General features: G+C 65.0%; 17 protein-coding genes. 6 read left to right on the top strand and 11 right to left on the bottom strand.

Annotated elements, in window-relative coordinates; translation table 11 throughout:
* Positions 1-67 precede the first annotated feature (67 nt).
* The 7 genes from sucD to C8J42_RS01505 all read right to left on the bottom strand — a co-directional run bounded on the left by sucD (position 68) and on the right by C8J42_RS01505 (position 5,917).
* Entirely contained in the window at positions 68-952 is an 885-nt protein-coding gene (gene sucD, locus C8J42_RS01535) for a succinate--CoA ligase subunit alpha (RefSeq protein ID WP_132896083.1), read from the bottom strand.
* 54 nt (positions 953-1,006) lie between these two features.
* A complete protein-coding gene (locus tag C8J42_RS01530; RefSeq protein ID WP_133018676.1) occupies positions 1,007-1,303 on the bottom strand; it encodes a GIY-YIG nuclease family protein in 297 nt (98 codons plus the stop codon).
* A gap of 65 nt (positions 1,304-1,368) precedes the next feature.
* The gene (gene mdh / locus C8J42_RS01525; protein WP_133018675.1) at positions 1,369-2,331 is read right to left on the bottom strand and encodes a malate dehydrogenase; all 963 of its coding nucleotides are present in this window, start codon (positions 2,329-2,331) and stop codon (positions 1,369-1,371) included.
* A 262-nt stretch (positions 2,332-2,593) separates the two neighbouring features.
* Positions 2,594-3,685 carry a cell division protein ZapE gene (zapE, locus tag C8J42_RS01520; protein WP_133018674.1) on the bottom strand — a complete coding sequence of 364 codons (1,092 nt, stop codon included), beginning with the start codon at positions 3,683-3,685 and terminating at the stop codon, positions 2,594-2,596.
* 135 nt (positions 3,686-3,820) lie between these two features.
* Positions 3,821-4,285: a PaaI family thioesterase gene (locus C8J42_RS01515; RefSeq protein WP_133018673.1), complete on the bottom strand. Its 465-nt coding sequence runs from the start codon at positions 4,283-4,285 to the stop codon at positions 3,821-3,823.
* A 122-nt stretch (positions 4,286-4,407) separates the two neighbouring features.
* Positions 4,408-5,202 (bottom strand): succinate dehydrogenase iron-sulfur subunit, encoded by a 795-nt coding sequence (locus tag C8J42_RS01510; RefSeq protein ID WP_056484561.1) that lies wholly within the window; start codon positions 5,200-5,202, stop codon positions 4,408-4,410.
* Between the two features lie 133 nt (positions 5,203-5,335).
* Positions 5,336-5,917: an ATP-dependent Clp protease proteolytic subunit gene (locus C8J42_RS01505; protein WP_133018672.1), complete on the bottom strand. Its 582-nt coding sequence runs from the start codon at positions 5,915-5,917 to the stop codon at positions 5,336-5,338.
* A gap of 128 nt (positions 5,918-6,045) precedes the next feature.
* Here C8J42_RS01505 and C8J42_RS01500 point away from each other — a divergent pair, with 128 nt between their 5' ends.
* Together C8J42_RS01500 and C8J42_RS01495 are read left to right on the top strand one after the other, a co-directional pair.
* Entirely contained in the window at positions 6,046-6,297 is a 252-nt protein-coding gene (locus tag C8J42_RS01500) for a hypothetical protein (protein WP_120299365.1), read from the top strand.
* Positions 6,298-6,304: 7 nt separating this feature from the next.
* Positions 6,305-6,622, top strand: coding sequence for a type II toxin-antitoxin system PemK/MazF family toxin (locus C8J42_RS01495; protein ID WP_133018671.1), 318 nt, complete (start codon positions 6,305-6,307; stop codon positions 6,620-6,622).
* A gap of 101 nt (positions 6,623-6,723) precedes the next feature.
* Here C8J42_RS01495 and C8J42_RS01490 read toward each other — a convergent pair whose 3' ends face one another.
* The 4 genes from C8J42_RS01490 to sdhC are packed head-to-tail and all read right to left on the bottom strand — an operon-like array spanning position 6,724 to position 9,594.
* A complete protein-coding gene (locus C8J42_RS01490; protein ID WP_133018670.1) occupies positions 6,724-6,996 on the bottom strand; it encodes a hypothetical protein in 273 nt (90 codons plus the stop codon).
* Positions 6,996-8,798: a succinate dehydrogenase flavoprotein subunit gene (gene sdhA / locus C8J42_RS01485; protein WP_056047438.1), complete on the bottom strand. Its 1,803-nt coding sequence runs from the start codon at positions 8,796-8,798 to the stop codon at positions 6,996-6,998. Before sdhA ends, C8J42_RS01490 begins: the two co-directional genes overlap by 1 nt.
* The gene (sdhD, locus tag C8J42_RS01480) at positions 8,798-9,184 is read right to left on the bottom strand and encodes a succinate dehydrogenase, hydrophobic membrane anchor protein (RefSeq protein ID WP_120299369.1); all 387 of its coding nucleotides are present in this window, start codon (positions 9,182-9,184) and stop codon (positions 8,798-8,800) included. The genes sdhA and sdhD overlap by 1 nt, the downstream gene beginning before the upstream one ends.
* Positions 9,184-9,594 carry a succinate dehydrogenase, cytochrome b556 subunit gene (gene sdhC, locus C8J42_RS01475; protein ID WP_133018669.1) on the bottom strand — a complete coding sequence of 137 codons (411 nt, stop codon included), beginning with the start codon at positions 9,592-9,594 and terminating at the stop codon, positions 9,184-9,186. The genes sdhD and sdhC overlap by 1 nt, the downstream gene beginning before the upstream one ends.
* A 267-nt stretch (positions 9,595-9,861) precedes the next feature.
* Between sdhC and C8J42_RS01470 the strand changes: the two genes are divergently transcribed.
* The 4 genes from C8J42_RS01470 (at position 9,862) to C8J42_RS01455 (ending at position 14,402) form a co-directional block, all read left to right on the top strand.
* On the top strand, positions 9,862-11,205 hold the full coding sequence (locus C8J42_RS01470) for a methyl-accepting chemotaxis protein (protein ID WP_056061736.1): 1,344 nt from the start codon (positions 9,862-9,864) through the stop codon (positions 11,203-11,205).
* 11 nt (positions 11,206-11,216) lie between these two features.
* A complete protein-coding gene (locus tag C8J42_RS01465; RefSeq protein WP_243643999.1) occupies positions 11,217-12,581 on the top strand; it encodes a methyl-accepting chemotaxis protein in 1,365 nt (454 codons plus the stop codon).
* Between the two features lie 206 nt (positions 12,582-12,787).
* Positions 12,788-13,477: an SDR family oxidoreductase gene (locus C8J42_RS01460; RefSeq protein WP_133018667.1), complete on the top strand. Its 690-nt coding sequence runs from the start codon at positions 12,788-12,790 to the stop codon at positions 13,475-13,477.
* Positions 13,467-14,402, top strand: coding sequence for a 50S ribosomal protein L11 methyltransferase (locus C8J42_RS01455; RefSeq protein ID WP_133018666.1), 936 nt, complete (start codon positions 13,467-13,469; stop codon positions 14,400-14,402). Before C8J42_RS01460 ends, C8J42_RS01455 begins: the two co-directional genes overlap by 11 nt.
* The last annotated feature ends 25 nt before the right edge of the window (positions 14,403-14,427 follow it).

The raw sequence follows: 14,427 nt of genomic DNA, 5'->3' as shown, positions 1-14,427 counted from the left end.
TGCCCTCACCCTTCCGCTGCCAAGAGGCAGCTCCTTCCCTCTCCCCGAAGGGAGAGGGGTAGTTCGTTCAACCCTTCAACACGCTCAGCAGCGTCTCGCCGAGCAGGCTGGGGCTTTCCGAAACGCGGATCCCGGCAGCTTCCATCGCCGCGATCTTGCTCTCCGCGTCGCCCTTGCCGCCCGACACGATCGCGCCGGCATGGCCCATGCGACGGCCCGGAGGCGCCGTACGACCGGCGATGAAGCCTGCCATAGGCTTCGACCGACCGCGCTTGGCTTCGTCGCGGAGGAACTGTGCCGCCTGCTCCTCGGCGTCGCCGCCGATTTCGCCGATCATGATGATCGACTGGGTCTCGTCGTCGGCGAGGAACAGCTCGAGCACGTCGATGAAGTTCGTGCCGTTGACCGGATCGCCACCGATGCCGACCGCGGTCGTCTGACCAAGGCCTGCGTTCGACGTCTGGAACACCGCCTCATAGGTGAGCGTGCCTGAACGGCTGACAACGCCGACCGAGCCCTTCTTGAAGATCGAGCCGGGCATAATGCCGATCTTGCACTCGCCGGGGGTCAGCACGCCGGGGCAGTTCGGGCCGATCAGGCGCGACTTGGAGCCCGACAGCGCGCGCTTGACCTTGACCATGTCGAGCACGGGAATGCCCTCGGTGATCGCGACGATAAGCTCGATCTCGGCATCGATCGCCTCGAGGATCGAATCGGCGGCGAAGGGGGGCGGCACGTAGATGACCGACGCGGTCGCGCCGGTCATCGCCTTGGCTTCGGCGACGGTGTTGTAGACGGGCAGGTCGAGGTGGGTCGTACCACCCTTGCCGGGCGTGACGCCGCCAACCATCTGCGTGCCGTATTCCAGCGCCATCTTGGTGTGGAAGCTGCCGGTTTCGCCGGTCATGCCCTGGGTGATGACCTTGGTGTTCTTGTCGACGAGGATGCTCATCTTGTCTCGTTCCTTACCACCCCGGCGAAGGCCGGGGCCCAATTGGGAAAGCGGTCATGGTCGTGCGATGCGATCGTAAAGGTCGTCCCAAGGGGGATTGAAACCGTTGATCTCACGCAGTTTCCAGCCTCGCTTCCACTCCTTCATGTGCAGCTCGCGCTGCCGGGCGGCTTCCCAACTACCGGCTAACTCATACCAGACGAGCAGCTTGCAGTCGTATTTCTTCGTGAACCCGGCGACGACGGCGTTGCGGTGTTCCCACACGCGCTTCGCCAGGTTCAGCGTCGAGCCGAGGTAGATCGTACCGTTAAACCCACTTGCCATGATGTAGACGAACGCTTGTTCTTCCATCAGCGGGGCCTTCCCAATGGGCCCCGGCCTTCGCCGGGGTGGTGCGATCCTTACCTCACCTCAAATCAGCTCAGCGAACCGTCGATGCCCTTGCAGGCCACGATCAACTCCTTCACCGCATCGACCGACACGGTGAGGTTCTGCTTGGCTTCGTCGTCCAGCTTGATCTCGACGATCTTCTCGACGCCGCCAGCCCCGATCACCACCGGCACGCCGACGTACAGATCGGTAAGGCCGTACTCGCCCGAAACATACGCCGCCGCCGGCAGCACGCGCTTCTGGTCGTACAGATACGCCTCGGCCATCGCGATGCCGCTGGTCGCCGGCGCGTAGTATGCCGAGCCGGTCTTCAGCAGCGCGACGATCTCGCCGCCGCCGCCGCGCGTGCGCTTGACGATCGCGTCGATCTTTTCCTGGCTCGACATGCCCATCGCGATGAGGTCGGGAACCGGGATGCCCGACACGGTCGAGTAGCTGATGACCGGGACCATCGTGTCGCCGTGGCCGCCGAGCACGAAGCTGGTGACGTCCTTGACCGAGACCTTGAACTCGTCGGCAAGGAAGTGGCTGAAGCGTGCCGAGTCGAGTACGCCGGCCATGCCGACGACCATGTGGTGCGGCAGGCCCGAGAATTCGCGGAGCGCCCACACCATGGCGTCGAGCGGGTTGGTGATGCAGATCACGAATGCGTCGGGGGCGTTGGCCTTGATGCCCTCGCCAACGGCCTTCATGACCTTCAGGTTGATGCCGAGCAGGTCGTCGCGGCTCATGCCGGGCTTGCGCGCGACACCGGCGGTGACGATGATGACGTCCGCGCCGGCGATGTCGGCATAGTCGTTCGAGCCGGTGATCTGCGAGTCGAAGCCTTCGACCGGGCCGCACTGCGACAGGTCAAGTGCCTTGCCCTGGGGGATGCCCTCGGCGACGTCGAACAGGACGATATCGCCAAGGCCCTTGAGTGCTGCGAGGTGCGCGAGCGTACCGCCGATGTTACCGGCGCCGATCAGCGCGATCTTCTTGCGAGCCATTCCAATCCGTCTCCGTCTGATGTGCGGGGTGATTGGTGACGCCGGTTACGCGCATTATCCCGCTACGGCAACCGCTAAAAGGACAAAAGCGGGTTGTTATTGCGAGTGGTTCGCATGCGCAATAAGGTGTGGTCACTTAAACCGAACCACCCCGGCGAAGGCCGGGGCCCAATTGGGGAACGCTGCTAACTGAGCACTGGACGCTGTTACTGCGACCTTTCCAATTGGGCCCCGGCCTTCGCCGGCGTGGTATTTTGGACGGTCAAAGGTGACCCTCGGCGAGATAGTCCTCGGACCGCATCTCTTCGAGGCGGCTGATCGTGCGGTCGAATTCGAACCTGCCGTCGCCGCTTTCGTAGAGGTCACTCGGCTGCGCATCGGCGGCGGCGAGGAGCTTCACCTTGTGCTCGTACAGCGCGTCGATCAGCGCGACGAAGCGCGCCGCCTCGTTGCGGTTCTCGGGGCCGAGCTTGGGGATGCCGACGAGGATGACGGTGTGAAATTTCCGCGCGATGGCGAGGTAGTCGGCCACGCCCCTCGCCTCTCCGCACAGCTTCTTGAAGCTGAACACGGCGACGCCCTTGAGCGATTTGGGCACCCGCAGCGTGCGGCCCTGGACGATCAGGTCTTCGGCGGGAACGTGCTCGCTGTCGTCGGTCGAGAAGTCGGTGAGGCGGAAGAATGCGGCCGACAATTGAGCGGTGGCCTCGGGGCCGTTGGGGACGAGCCACGTATCCTGGCTGCCGAGCCGGTCGCGGCGATAGTCGACCGGGCCGTTGAGCGGGAGGACGTCAAGGCGGTGCTCGATGGTCGCGATGAAGGGCAGGAAATGCTCGCGGTTGAGGCCGTTCTTGTAGAGATCGGCGGGCGGGCGGTTCGAGGTGGTGACGATCGTCACGCCGGAATCGAGCAGCGAGGTCACCAGCCGCGACAGGATCATCGCGTCGGGGCTGTTGGTGACCATCATCTCGTCGAACGCGAGCAACCGCGTCTCGTCGGCGATCGCGGTGGCGACGGGGACGATCGGGTCGCCGACTTCCTTGCGACGCTCGGCGGCGATGCGCGCGTGGACCTCGAGCATGAACTCGCCGAAGTGGACGCGGCGTTTTTTGTCGACTGGGGCGTTGGCGAAGAACAGGTCCATCAGCATCGACTTGCCGCGGCCGACACCGCCCCAGAGGTAGACGCCGCGGGGGTCCGGTTTCTTGGAGAAGCGGGCGAAGAAGCCGGTGGATTTGGGGGTGGCGAGTTCGGTGGCGAGGGTGTTGAGGCGCGCGGCGGCGGCGGCCTGTTCGTGGTCGTGTCGGAGTTCGCCGGATGCGACCAGCGCCTCATAGGCCTTGAGGACGGTCACGCCGCCACCTCTCCGCCACCCCGGCAGAGGCCGGAGCCGAATATGAAAGGTTTCGATAACGGAGCGGGGCGCTTCAACACTGATCGTTTCCCAATTGGGCCCCGGCCTTCGCCGGGGTGGTGATAGCGGCCGGGGTCAGCCCTTTGGCGGCTTAGGCGACGGCTTGCGGATCGTGGCCGAGAAGGCGGCGATCTTGGTTTCGTCGTCCCCTTGCACCACGAGGCCCCGCAGGAACAAGAGGCGGCCGGTTTCCTTGAGGACTTCGACCTGCGCCTCGATCGGCTCGCCAACGCGGCCGCCGCCGATGAACTGCGTGTTGAGATCGAGCGTCACCGCGGTGCCGGCGGTGATCAGACCGAAGCCTCTGGCGGCTGCGAACAGCGCGACGTCGATGAACGCGAGGAGCGCGCCGCCGTGGACGTTGTTCTGGAGGTTGGAGTGGCGATGCTCGGGGGTGATGCGGACGCGGACGGTGTGGCCGTCGACGCGGTAGAGCATGGGGCCGAGCAGGGTGTTGAAGCGGGTAGGGTCGGAGAGTGACCAGCTGCGCCAGCCTGGGTTGGAGGGGTCTTCGGCTTCGATGAAATGGGGGGTAGTCAACAACCTGTCCTTCGATACGCCGCTTCGACAAGCTCAGCAGCTACTCAGGACGAACGGAAATTTATACCCCCCGTTCGTGCTGAGTAGGGACTGAGCGAAGTCGAAGGCCCGTATCGAAGGGATCAGACGATCCGTTCGGCTTCCATTTTCTTGATCTCGGCGATCGCCTTGGCGGGGTTCAAGCCCTTCGGGCACGCGTTCGCGCAGTTCATGATGGTGTGGCAGCGGTACAGGCGGAACGGATCCTCGAGTTCGTCGAGACGCTCGCCGGTCATCTCGTCGCGGCTGTCGGCGAGCCAGCGATAGGCCTGCAACAGGATTGCGGGGCCGAGGAACTTGTCCGCGTTCCACCAGTAGCTCGGGCACGAGGTCGAGCAGCAGGCGCACAGGATGCACTCGTACAGGCCGTCGAGCTTCGAGCGGTCTTCCGGCGACTGGAGGCGCTCCTTGCCCGAGGGCGGCGGGGTGACGGTCTGCAGCCACGGCTTGATCGACGAATATTGCGCGTAGAAATGCGTGAAGTCGGGGACCAGGTCCTTGATCACGTCCATGTGCGGCAGCGGCGTGATCTGGACCTCGCCCTTGCAATCCTCGATCGCGGTCGTGCATGCGAGGCCGTTCTTGCCGTTGATGTTCATCGAGCACGAGCCGCAAATGCCCTCGCGGCACGAGCGGCGGAAGGTGAGCGAGGAATCCTGCTCGCTCTTCATCTTGATCAGCGCGTCGAGCACCATCGGGCCGGTGTCGTCGAGATCGAGCGCAAACGTGTCGTAGCGCGGGTTCTCGCCGCTGTCGGGATCGTAGCGGTAGACCTTGAACGATTTCAGACGCTTGCTGTCCCCCGAACCCTGGCTGGTCGAGGCGTGCTTGACGCCCTTCTTGACGACGCTGTTTTTCGGGAGCGAGAATTCGGCCATTGCGAGCGGTCCGTCCGTGGTGTGATTATAGGTTGTCAGAGCCGATACATGACAGGGGCCCTCCCCGCAAATCCTTAGCTTCGCGGGTGCAACATGCGTCACACCCGCTGTCGCGTTAGCGGCAGGTGCCGGGTCAGATGATGTCGAGGACGAGCCCCAGGTCGCGCGCTTCCTCGGCTTCGATGTACCAGTTGGAGGGCGCCCTCTTCTTCAACTCATCGAGCGATACTTTCGAACCCTCGACGATCGCGCGGAAGCCTTCCTCCTGGATCTTGATCGAGTCCTCGATCTCGTGGAGCTTCGCCTTCAGCGTATAGGAGAGCGTGTTGAGCGGGCCGTTGAGTTCGATCGTGCTCTGCATCTGGCGCTCGTGGATCATGATGCGGCTGTTGCGCGTGAGGAAGCGGCTGTCGACCGGGAAGGCGGACATGAAGGTCGCGCCGGCTGAGTAGACCGCGACCTTGCCGAGGAAGAGCGTCTCGCGGCCGGTATATTCGCGGAGGAGGCGGATGTTGTCGCCCATCGCACGCGCGACTTCGGGGTCGCCGCCGAGCGTGGTGATGGAGACGACCAGCGGGCCTTCGGTGGGGGCTGCGACGAGTTGCGACTTGAAATTGTCGTACATCGCGTCGTCGACGGGGCCATGGAGGTGGATATGGGGGGCGGCCAGCAAGGGGTAGTTGCGGGCGTTCGAGGCGGGGGATGTGTCGGTCATGCCGCGGCAAACTTTTTCGGGAGGAGTGGGTTCCGGATGGGTTGCGGCATATCAGCATACTCGCGGTTTCGTGGTAACATTGTTAGTACACATCATCGGTGGTATCGGTGTGGCGAAGAGGATGTGCGATGCGGACGTCGTTACGGAAAATGGGCAATTCGACGGGGATGATCGTACCGCGGTCGATCCTGGGGGCGATCGGCGTGACCACCGGCGCGGCAATGGATCTGCGCGTAGAAGATGGGAAGCTGATCGCGACTCCAGCCGAGCGTGTCCCTCGGGGCGGTTGGGCGGAGGCTGCGGCGGGGCTTGCCATGACAGGTGAGGAACAAGAGTGGCTTGGCGCGGGCGTGGCTGATGACGCGACACTGACGTGGTGAGGGACGCATGAAGCGGGGTGAGATCTGGCTGGCGGCGCTCGATCCCACGGTGGGGAGCGAGATCCAGAAGACACGACCGTGCCTTGTCGTTTCACCGGACGAGATGAACGATCATCTGCGGACCGCGATCGTCGCGCCGTTGACGACGGGGAGCCATCCGGCGCTGTTTCGGGTCGCGGTGACGTTCAAGGGGACGAGCGGGCTGGTACTTCCGGATCAGATGCGGACGATCGATCGGGGGCGGTTGATCAAGCGGATGGGGCGGATCGATGCGCAGACTCTGCGCGCGGTGCTGGAGGTGCTTGGGGAGATGTTCGCGGTCTGAAGTGTCCACGCCCGTTCTCCTGCGAACGCAGGAGTCCAGGGTTACGGAACGCGGCATTTGTGATCCTGGACTCCTGCGTTCGCAGGAGAACGGGCGTGGGTTCAACTAGCGTTAGTCGAGCGCTTGTACTGGAGGATCCAGCCTACCAAGCCGCCGGGGACGCCGCCTACTAGCGAGAAGAGCGCGTAGAAGGTGATCGCTATCTTCTGGGGTTCTTCGCCCACGCCACGGGGCTCGATGGCGAAGACGTAGATCGCGGTCAGTAGCGCGACGACCACCGGCCACAGGAAGCCGGCGATCATCGGTTGGAAGCGCGTCAGCAGCCCCACCGCGACGGGCACCAGGAACCCGATCGCGATGATGGCCCAGGTCATTAGTATACCCGCTTCTTGGGCTTGATGTAGTCGATGTCGTCGGTGAGCGTGTAGTCGTGGACCGGGCGGAAATCGATCTTGGTCTCGCCGCCCTTGCCGCCCCAGCCGTTGAAGGTGGTGATGGTGTGCTTCATCCAGTTCGCGTCGTCGCGCTCGGGGAAATCCTCGTGCATGTGTGCGCCACGCGACTCGGTGCGGTTCGCCGCCGAGTTCATCGTCACGACCGCCTGGCCGATCAAATTGTCGAGCTCCATCGTCTCGACCAGATCGGTGTTCCAGATCATGCTGCGATCCTTCACGGCGACGTCGGTCATCCGGCTATAGATCCCGGCCATCTTCTCGACGCCCTGGTTCAGCAGCTCGGTGTCGCGGAACACCGCGCAATGCTTCTGCATGGTCTGCTGCATGTCGAGACGGATCTGCGCGGTCGGCGAACCGCCGCTTGCGTTGCGGAAATGGTCGAGACGCGTGAGGGCCAAGTCTTCCGAACCCTTGGGCAGCGGCGCGTGTGCGGTGCCAGGCTTCAGCGTGTCCTTGATCCGCAGGCCGGTCGCGCGGCCGAACACCACGAGATCGATCAGGCTGTTCGAGCCGAGGCGGTTGGCGCCGTGGACCGAGACGCACGCAGCCTCGCCGACCGCGAACAGGCCGGGGACGACCGCATCGGGGTTGCCGTCGACGAGGTTGACGACCTCGCCGTGGAAGTTGGTCGGGATGCCGCCCATGTTGTAGTGCACGGTCGGCGTGACGGGCAGCGGCTGGCGCGTGAGGTCGACGCCGGCGAAGACCTTGCCGGTCTCGGTGATGCCCGGCAGGCGCTCGGCCAGCACCTTCGGATCGATGTGATCGAGATGCAGGAAGATGTGGTCGCCGTTCTTGCCGACGCCGCGACCTTCGCGCATTTCGAGCGCCATCGAGCGGCTGACGACGTCGCGCGAGGCGAGGTCCTTCGCCGACGGGGCATAGCGCTCCATGAAGCGCTCGCCCTCGGAGTTGGTCAGATACCCGCCCTCACCGCGTGCGCCCTCGGTGATGAGAACGCCCGCGCCGTAGATGCCGGTCGGGTGGAACTGGACGAACTCCATGTCCTGGAGCGGCAGGCCGGCGCGGAGCACCATCGCGTTACCGTCACCGGTGCAGGTGTGCGCCGAGGTCGCCGAGAAATAGACACGGCCATAGCCGCCGGTGGCGAGCACGGTCTGGTGGCTGCGGAAGCGGTGGATCGAGCCGTCTTCCATGCACAGCGCGATGACGCCGCGGCAGACGCCGTTCTCCATGATCAGGTCGAGCGCGAAATACTCGACGAAGAAGTCCGTGTTGTACTTCAGGCTCTGCTGATACAGCGCGTGGAGCATCGCGTGGCCGGTGCGGTCGGCGGCGGCGGCGGTGCGCTGGACCGGAGGCCCCTCGCCCATGTTCTGCATGTGGCCGCCGAACGGACGCTGATAGATCGTGCCGTTCTCGTTACGGCTGAACGGCATGCCGGCATGTTCGAGCTCGTAGACCGCCTGCGGGGCCTCGCGGCAGAGATACTCGATCGCGTCCTGGTCGCCGAGCCAGTCGGAGCCCTTGACGGTGTCGAACATGTGCCAGGTCCAGTGATCCGGCGAGTTGTTGCCAAGGCTGGCGGCGATGCCGCCCTGTGCGGCGACGGTGTGGCTGCGGGTCGGGAAGACCTTGGTAATGCACGCAGTCTTCAGGCCGCTCTCGGCGATGCCCATCGTAGCACGCAGGCCGGAGCCGCCGGCACCGACGACGACCGCATCATAGGTATGATCGATGATCTTGTAGGCAGCTGACATTACGCAGGGGCTCCGGAGAAGGCGACCTTCAGGATCGCGAACAGGGCGATGCCGCCCAGCGTGAAGGTGAACAGGTTGAGGAGGATCATCGTCACGACACGGCTCTCGCCATGCTGGTAATCCTCGATCACGACCTGAAGACCGAGACGGAAGTGATAGAACACCGACAGGATCAGCAGCGCCATCGGCACCGCGACCCAGGCCGATTGCAGCCACAGATGGACCGCGGCGTAATCATAGCCGGGCATCCGCGCGACCGAGATCATCAGCCACAGCATGAGGAACAGGTTCGAGCCCGCCGTCAGGCGCTGCTGCCACCAATGATGCGCGCCGTGCTTGGCGCTGCCCAGGCCGCGGACGCGACCGATTGCCGTACCCGAACCCATTACTTGATCCCCATGTAGAGCCAGAACACGATCGTCAGCGCGACGGAGGCGACCATCGTCGCGATCGCACCTATCTTGTTCCGCTTCAGTTCGTAGCCGGCGCCGATATCGAGCACCATGTGGCGGATGCCAGTCATCATGTGCTGGAACAGCGACAGCGTCAGCCCGACCGCGACGATGTAGCCGAGGATGTTGAGACGGCCGGTGCTGGTCGTGAACACGTCGACGAAGGTCGCATAGGCCTGATCGCCCGCGGCGATCGCGGCGAGCCACCAGACGAGCAGGATGCTGCCGACGGTCGCCATCCCGCTGCCGGTCACGCGGTGCAGGATCGAGACCAGCATGTGCGGGCCCCATTTATAGACCTGCAGATGGGGAGAAAGCGGGCGTGCCGGGTTGCGCGATGCCAAGGGCGGAGTCCTCGAACCAGAAGATGACGAACCAAGAACAGCTTGGTCCAGAATATAGAGATTGGGCGACCTATTAGCCACCGCGTGCTGCGATGCAACCCATTGGGGCCGGTCCGATAACCCATGACACCGCGCGCGTGATGCCGTGCGGGACACGATGGCCACGCACGTGACGTGACGTCGATCCCTAACCAGCCCTTAAGACATGGCGTGTAGCGATGGCGTCGTACATTCGATCCGGAGTTCACCGTCTTGACCACCAACGACCTGCCGGCCCCCGGCTCGATCGCGGCTTCCGTCGACCTGATGGCGCGGCTGCGGGTGTTCGACTTCGACGGATCGCTGACCGGCGCGAGCCGCGAAGTCTGGGCCGCGCTGGCGCCCGAGATCACGCATGTATCCAGGGCGTTCTGGGAACAATGGCTGCAGTGTTTTTCCGACGAACGGATATGGGCGCCGCACGAAACCGACCAGATGATCGAGATCGGCTGCACATTCCTGCGCAATCGCTTCCTGGACACGAGTGGACGCGCCTGGATCGAATCGATCGAGCGGTCGGTCGCGACAGCCTATGTCGCCGACGTATCGCCGATGGCGCTGCTGTCGATGATCAGCGCGAGCGACCGCGCCGCACTGGACGTGCTGATGCGGCGGGTCGATCGGTCGGATCCGAAGCTGCCGGTATTCATCGACACGCTGATGCGGCTGTCGGCGCTGGAGGGCGAGATCACGGTCGCGATCTATAACCGCTACCAGATGCATACCGCGCAGGTCGCGCGCGATACGCTGGCGGCTGAGTTCCGCGACGGCATCGCGGCGATGGTCGAGACCGCGACCGACGAGGGGCATATGCTGCGCGAACAGGCGCTGCGGAGTTCCGCCTCGACCCGCGCGGTGCTTGGCAAGGCGAGCGAAGTCGCGGCCGCCGCAGAGCAGTCCGCGGTGGCGATGCGCGAAGCCGCACAGACCGCCGCCGGCCTGATCCGCGCGATCGAGGACGCACGGACCGAGGTGGAGGCTGCGGCCGAGATCGCCAATCGGGCATCGGCGCAGGCTGGCCAGGCGGTCGGCATGTCGGAAACGCTGAGCGATCATGCGAAGTCGATCGAGTCGATCCTGGGGCTGATCCGCGACATTGCCGGGCAGACCAACCTGCTCGCGCTGAACGCGACGATCGAGGCGGCGCGCGCGGGCGATGCCGGGCGCGGCTTCGCGGTGGTGGCACAGGAGGTGAAGAGCCTCGCCAACCAGACCGCACGCGCGACCGACGACATCGCCGCGAAAATCGCCGCGATCCAGTCGGCGACGCGCTCGACCGTGGAGACGAATGCGTCGATCAAGTCGACGGTGGCGGAGGTGCAGGAAAGCGCCGACCGCATCCGCTATGCGATGGAAGCGCAGGCGCAGACGGTGACCGCGATCACCGCGGCGGTGGACGAGACCGCGCTGGCGGCGGATTCGATGTCCAACACGATCGCCGCGATCCGCGAGGATACCGAGACGGTCGCGACCGAGATCGACGGGGTGGGTCGCGGGTTCGACGTGCTCGACGGGCGGCTCAGCAATTTGAAGAACAGCGCGGGCGATTTCGTCGCCAAAGTCGCCGCATAGGCGATCGAGCGATGACGAGTGTGACTAACGTTGTGGCCATGCCTGCGCGGGGCCGAACGCTGCGCGACCGGGTTCGCGATTATGACTGGGATGGGTTGATCGAGCCGGCGTGCGCGACGCTGAGCGCGCTGTTGGACGAAGACGATCACCGGCGGATCGGCGAGATGTTCTGGCGACACTATCTGTCTCTGGACGCGGTCCGCCACATTGCATCGCAGGTCACGCCCGAGCGGCTCGAACGTCGGATCGCCCAGAGCGCTACCTATGCGCGGATGCGGTACCTGTCGCCCTACGACCAGACGTGGGAAGCGATGGCGATCGCCTATGCCGACGAATCGCGACGGTCGGGAATACCGTTGCCTGCGCTGCTGTCGGCGGCGGCGTTCGCGCATAGCGCGACGCTCCACCTGATCGTCGATCGCGCCGGCACCGATGCCGCGACGATGCGGATTGTTGCCGACGTGGTGCAGCGGATCGCGCTGATCGAGGCGGACATCATGGTCTCGCACCTGAGCGCGACCGATGCGGCGGCGGCGCAGGCGGAGCGCCGAACGCGCGCATCGGACTTTCGCGGCAGTATTGCCGAGTCGATCGAGCATACCGCGCTCTTGGGTGCGCGCATCCACGTCCAGGCGGCGAGTGCAGGGTCCTCGACCCGCGGTATCCTCTGCAAGGCGAGCGAGGTCGCGGCGGCGGCGGAACAGTCCGCACTGGCGATGCGCGAGGCGGCACAGACCTCCGCGGGCCTGATCCACGCCATCGAAACCGCTCGCAGCGAAGTCGAGGTGGCGGCCGGGATCGCCGATCGCGCCTGTGCACAAACCGGTGAGGCGGTCGGCATGTCGGCGGCGCTCAGCGAGCATGCGAAGTCGATCGAGTCGATCCTTGGGCTTATCCGCAGCATCGCCGGGCAGACCAACCTTCTGGCACTGAACGCGACGATCGAAGCGGCGCGCGCGGGCGATGCCGGGCGCGGGTTTGCGGTGGTGGCGCAGGAGGTGAAGTCGCTCGCTAGCCAGACCGCGCGGGCGACCGACGACATTGCGGCGAAGATCGCCGCGATCCAGGCGGCAACGGCGGCGACGGTCGCGACCAATGCGGGGATCAAGGCGACCGTCGGCGAGGTAAGGGACAGCGCAGACCGCATACGCCATGCGATGGAGGCACAGGCGCACACCGTGACCGCGATCACCGCGGCCGTCGACGAGACCGCGCTGGCAGCGGACACGATGTCGTCCACGATCGCGACGATCCGGGCTGATACGGAGGCGGTGGCGATCGAGATCGACCGGCTGGGTCACGCGTTCGGCGAGGTGGACGACCAGCTGGGCGTGCTGCGCGGTGCGGCGGACGGGTTTTCGGCTAGCGTGGCTTGAGGGCGGTCTAAGGAGAAAGCGTAGGGTGGTTCACGCGGAGGCGCGGAGACGCGGAGGGTCTGGTGGAACCGTAGGTTCTTCAAAACTTTCGTTGGGGAGCGCTTCGCCTGATCGACACGCACTCTCTCCGCGCCTCCGCGTCTCCGCGTGAACCAATCCTTCTTCGGCTTGGTGACGGATACGGCCTGCGGCGCTAGAGCGCTGACATGACTATTCTTCTAACCGGCTCCAGTCGCGGTATCGGCGCAGCTATTCATGCGGCGCTGACCGACGCGGGCGCCTCCGTGATCGGGCATGGGACCGCCAGCGGTATCCCGGCTGACTTTAGCGATCTTAAGGGACCGACTGCGTTGTGGAACGCTGCGTTGGAGCAGGCTGGCGGCGCGATCGATGTGCTGATCAACAATGCTGGCGTGTTCGAGGCGGCACCGCTCGCCGATAACGACTGGACCGCGCAGTGGGAGCGGACGATGCGGATCAACCTGACCGCTTCGGCAGAGCTTTGCCGGTTGGCGGTGCTGCATTGGCAATCGCGCGGTGTCGGTGGGCGGATCGTCAATATCGCCAGCCGGGCGGCGTATCGCGGGGATTCGCCGGCGCACTGGCATTATGCCGCGTCGAAGGCGGGGATGGTGGCGATGACCAAGACGATCGCCCGGGGGTATGCTCGGGAGAGAATTCTCGCATTCGCGGTGTGCCCCGGGTTCACGATGACCGGGATGGCGGAGGAGTATCTGTCGAGCCGTGGCGGCGATGCTTTGCTGGCGGATATTCCGCTTGGGCGGGTTGCTGCACCGGAAGAGATCGCGGCGGCGGCGAAGTTTCTGGCGCTGGAGGCGCCGGCTTCGATGACGGGGTCGGTGATCGACGTGAACGGGGCAAGCTATGTCCGATAGTTGGAAGCTCACCCTCCCCTGCACGCGCGCGGAGGCGGAGGCGATCGATGCGAGCGACGATCTGACGATCGACGGCGTGTTGATGACCACCGAGGAGATCGAGGACGACGTCGAATCGTGGCGGCTTGATGCGTATTTCGAGCATGAGCCGGCGGCCGACACGGTCGCGGCGGTGCGCGCGCTGGTGCCGAGTGCGGCGGGGGCCGAGATCGCGGTCGAGCGGTTGGGCGATGCGGACTGGGTGACGATGAGCCAGGCCGGGCTCGAGCCTTTGTCGGTCGGGCGATTCTTCGTGCATACCGGGGCGCATGCGGGCGCGGTGCCGGCGGATAAGCGGGCGTTCCTGATCGAGGCTAGCCGGGCGTTCGGGACGGGGCATCACGAGACGACCAGCGGGTGTCTGGCGATGCTCGACGGGTTGGCGGATGCTTCGTTTGCCAACGTGATCGATATCGGGACGGGGACCGGGTTGCTGGCGTTTGCGGCGGCGCATCTTTGGCCTGGGGCCAAGGTGATGGGGACGGATATCGATCCGGTCTCGATCGATGTGACGGCGGAGAATACGGCGCTCAACGGGGTCGAGGGGATCGATCTGGTTGTAGCGGACGGTACGCTGGACGATGCGATCGTGGCTCGCGCGCCGTATGATCTGGTGATCGCGAATATTCTGGCGGGGCCGCTGGTGTCGATGGCGCCGGAGATTGCTTCGATTTCGGATGTCGGGGCGACGATTGTTCTTGCCGGGTTGCTGGAGACGCAGCGCGCCGGGGTTGTCGCGGCGTATGAGGCTTGCGGGTGTTCGCTCGAGGCGGTCGACCGGCGGGGGGATTGGAGTGTGCTTCGGTTGCGCGCTGGGGCGGAGAGGTTTGTGGCGGAGGGGCCGTTTGATCCCAAGGGGCGTGATGGGTGGGCGTTGGATATTTGAGCGCTGCGGATTTCTGAGGGCTGCC

It is taken from the genome of Sphingomonas sp. PP-CE-1A-559, assembly GCF_004340965.1.
Taxonomy (GTDB): domain Bacteria; phylum Pseudomonadota; class Alphaproteobacteria; order Sphingomonadales; family Sphingomonadaceae; genus Sphingomonas.
The sequence above is the reverse complement of the archived record's forward strand: the minus strand, read 5'-3'. Positions and strand labels throughout refer to the sequence as shown.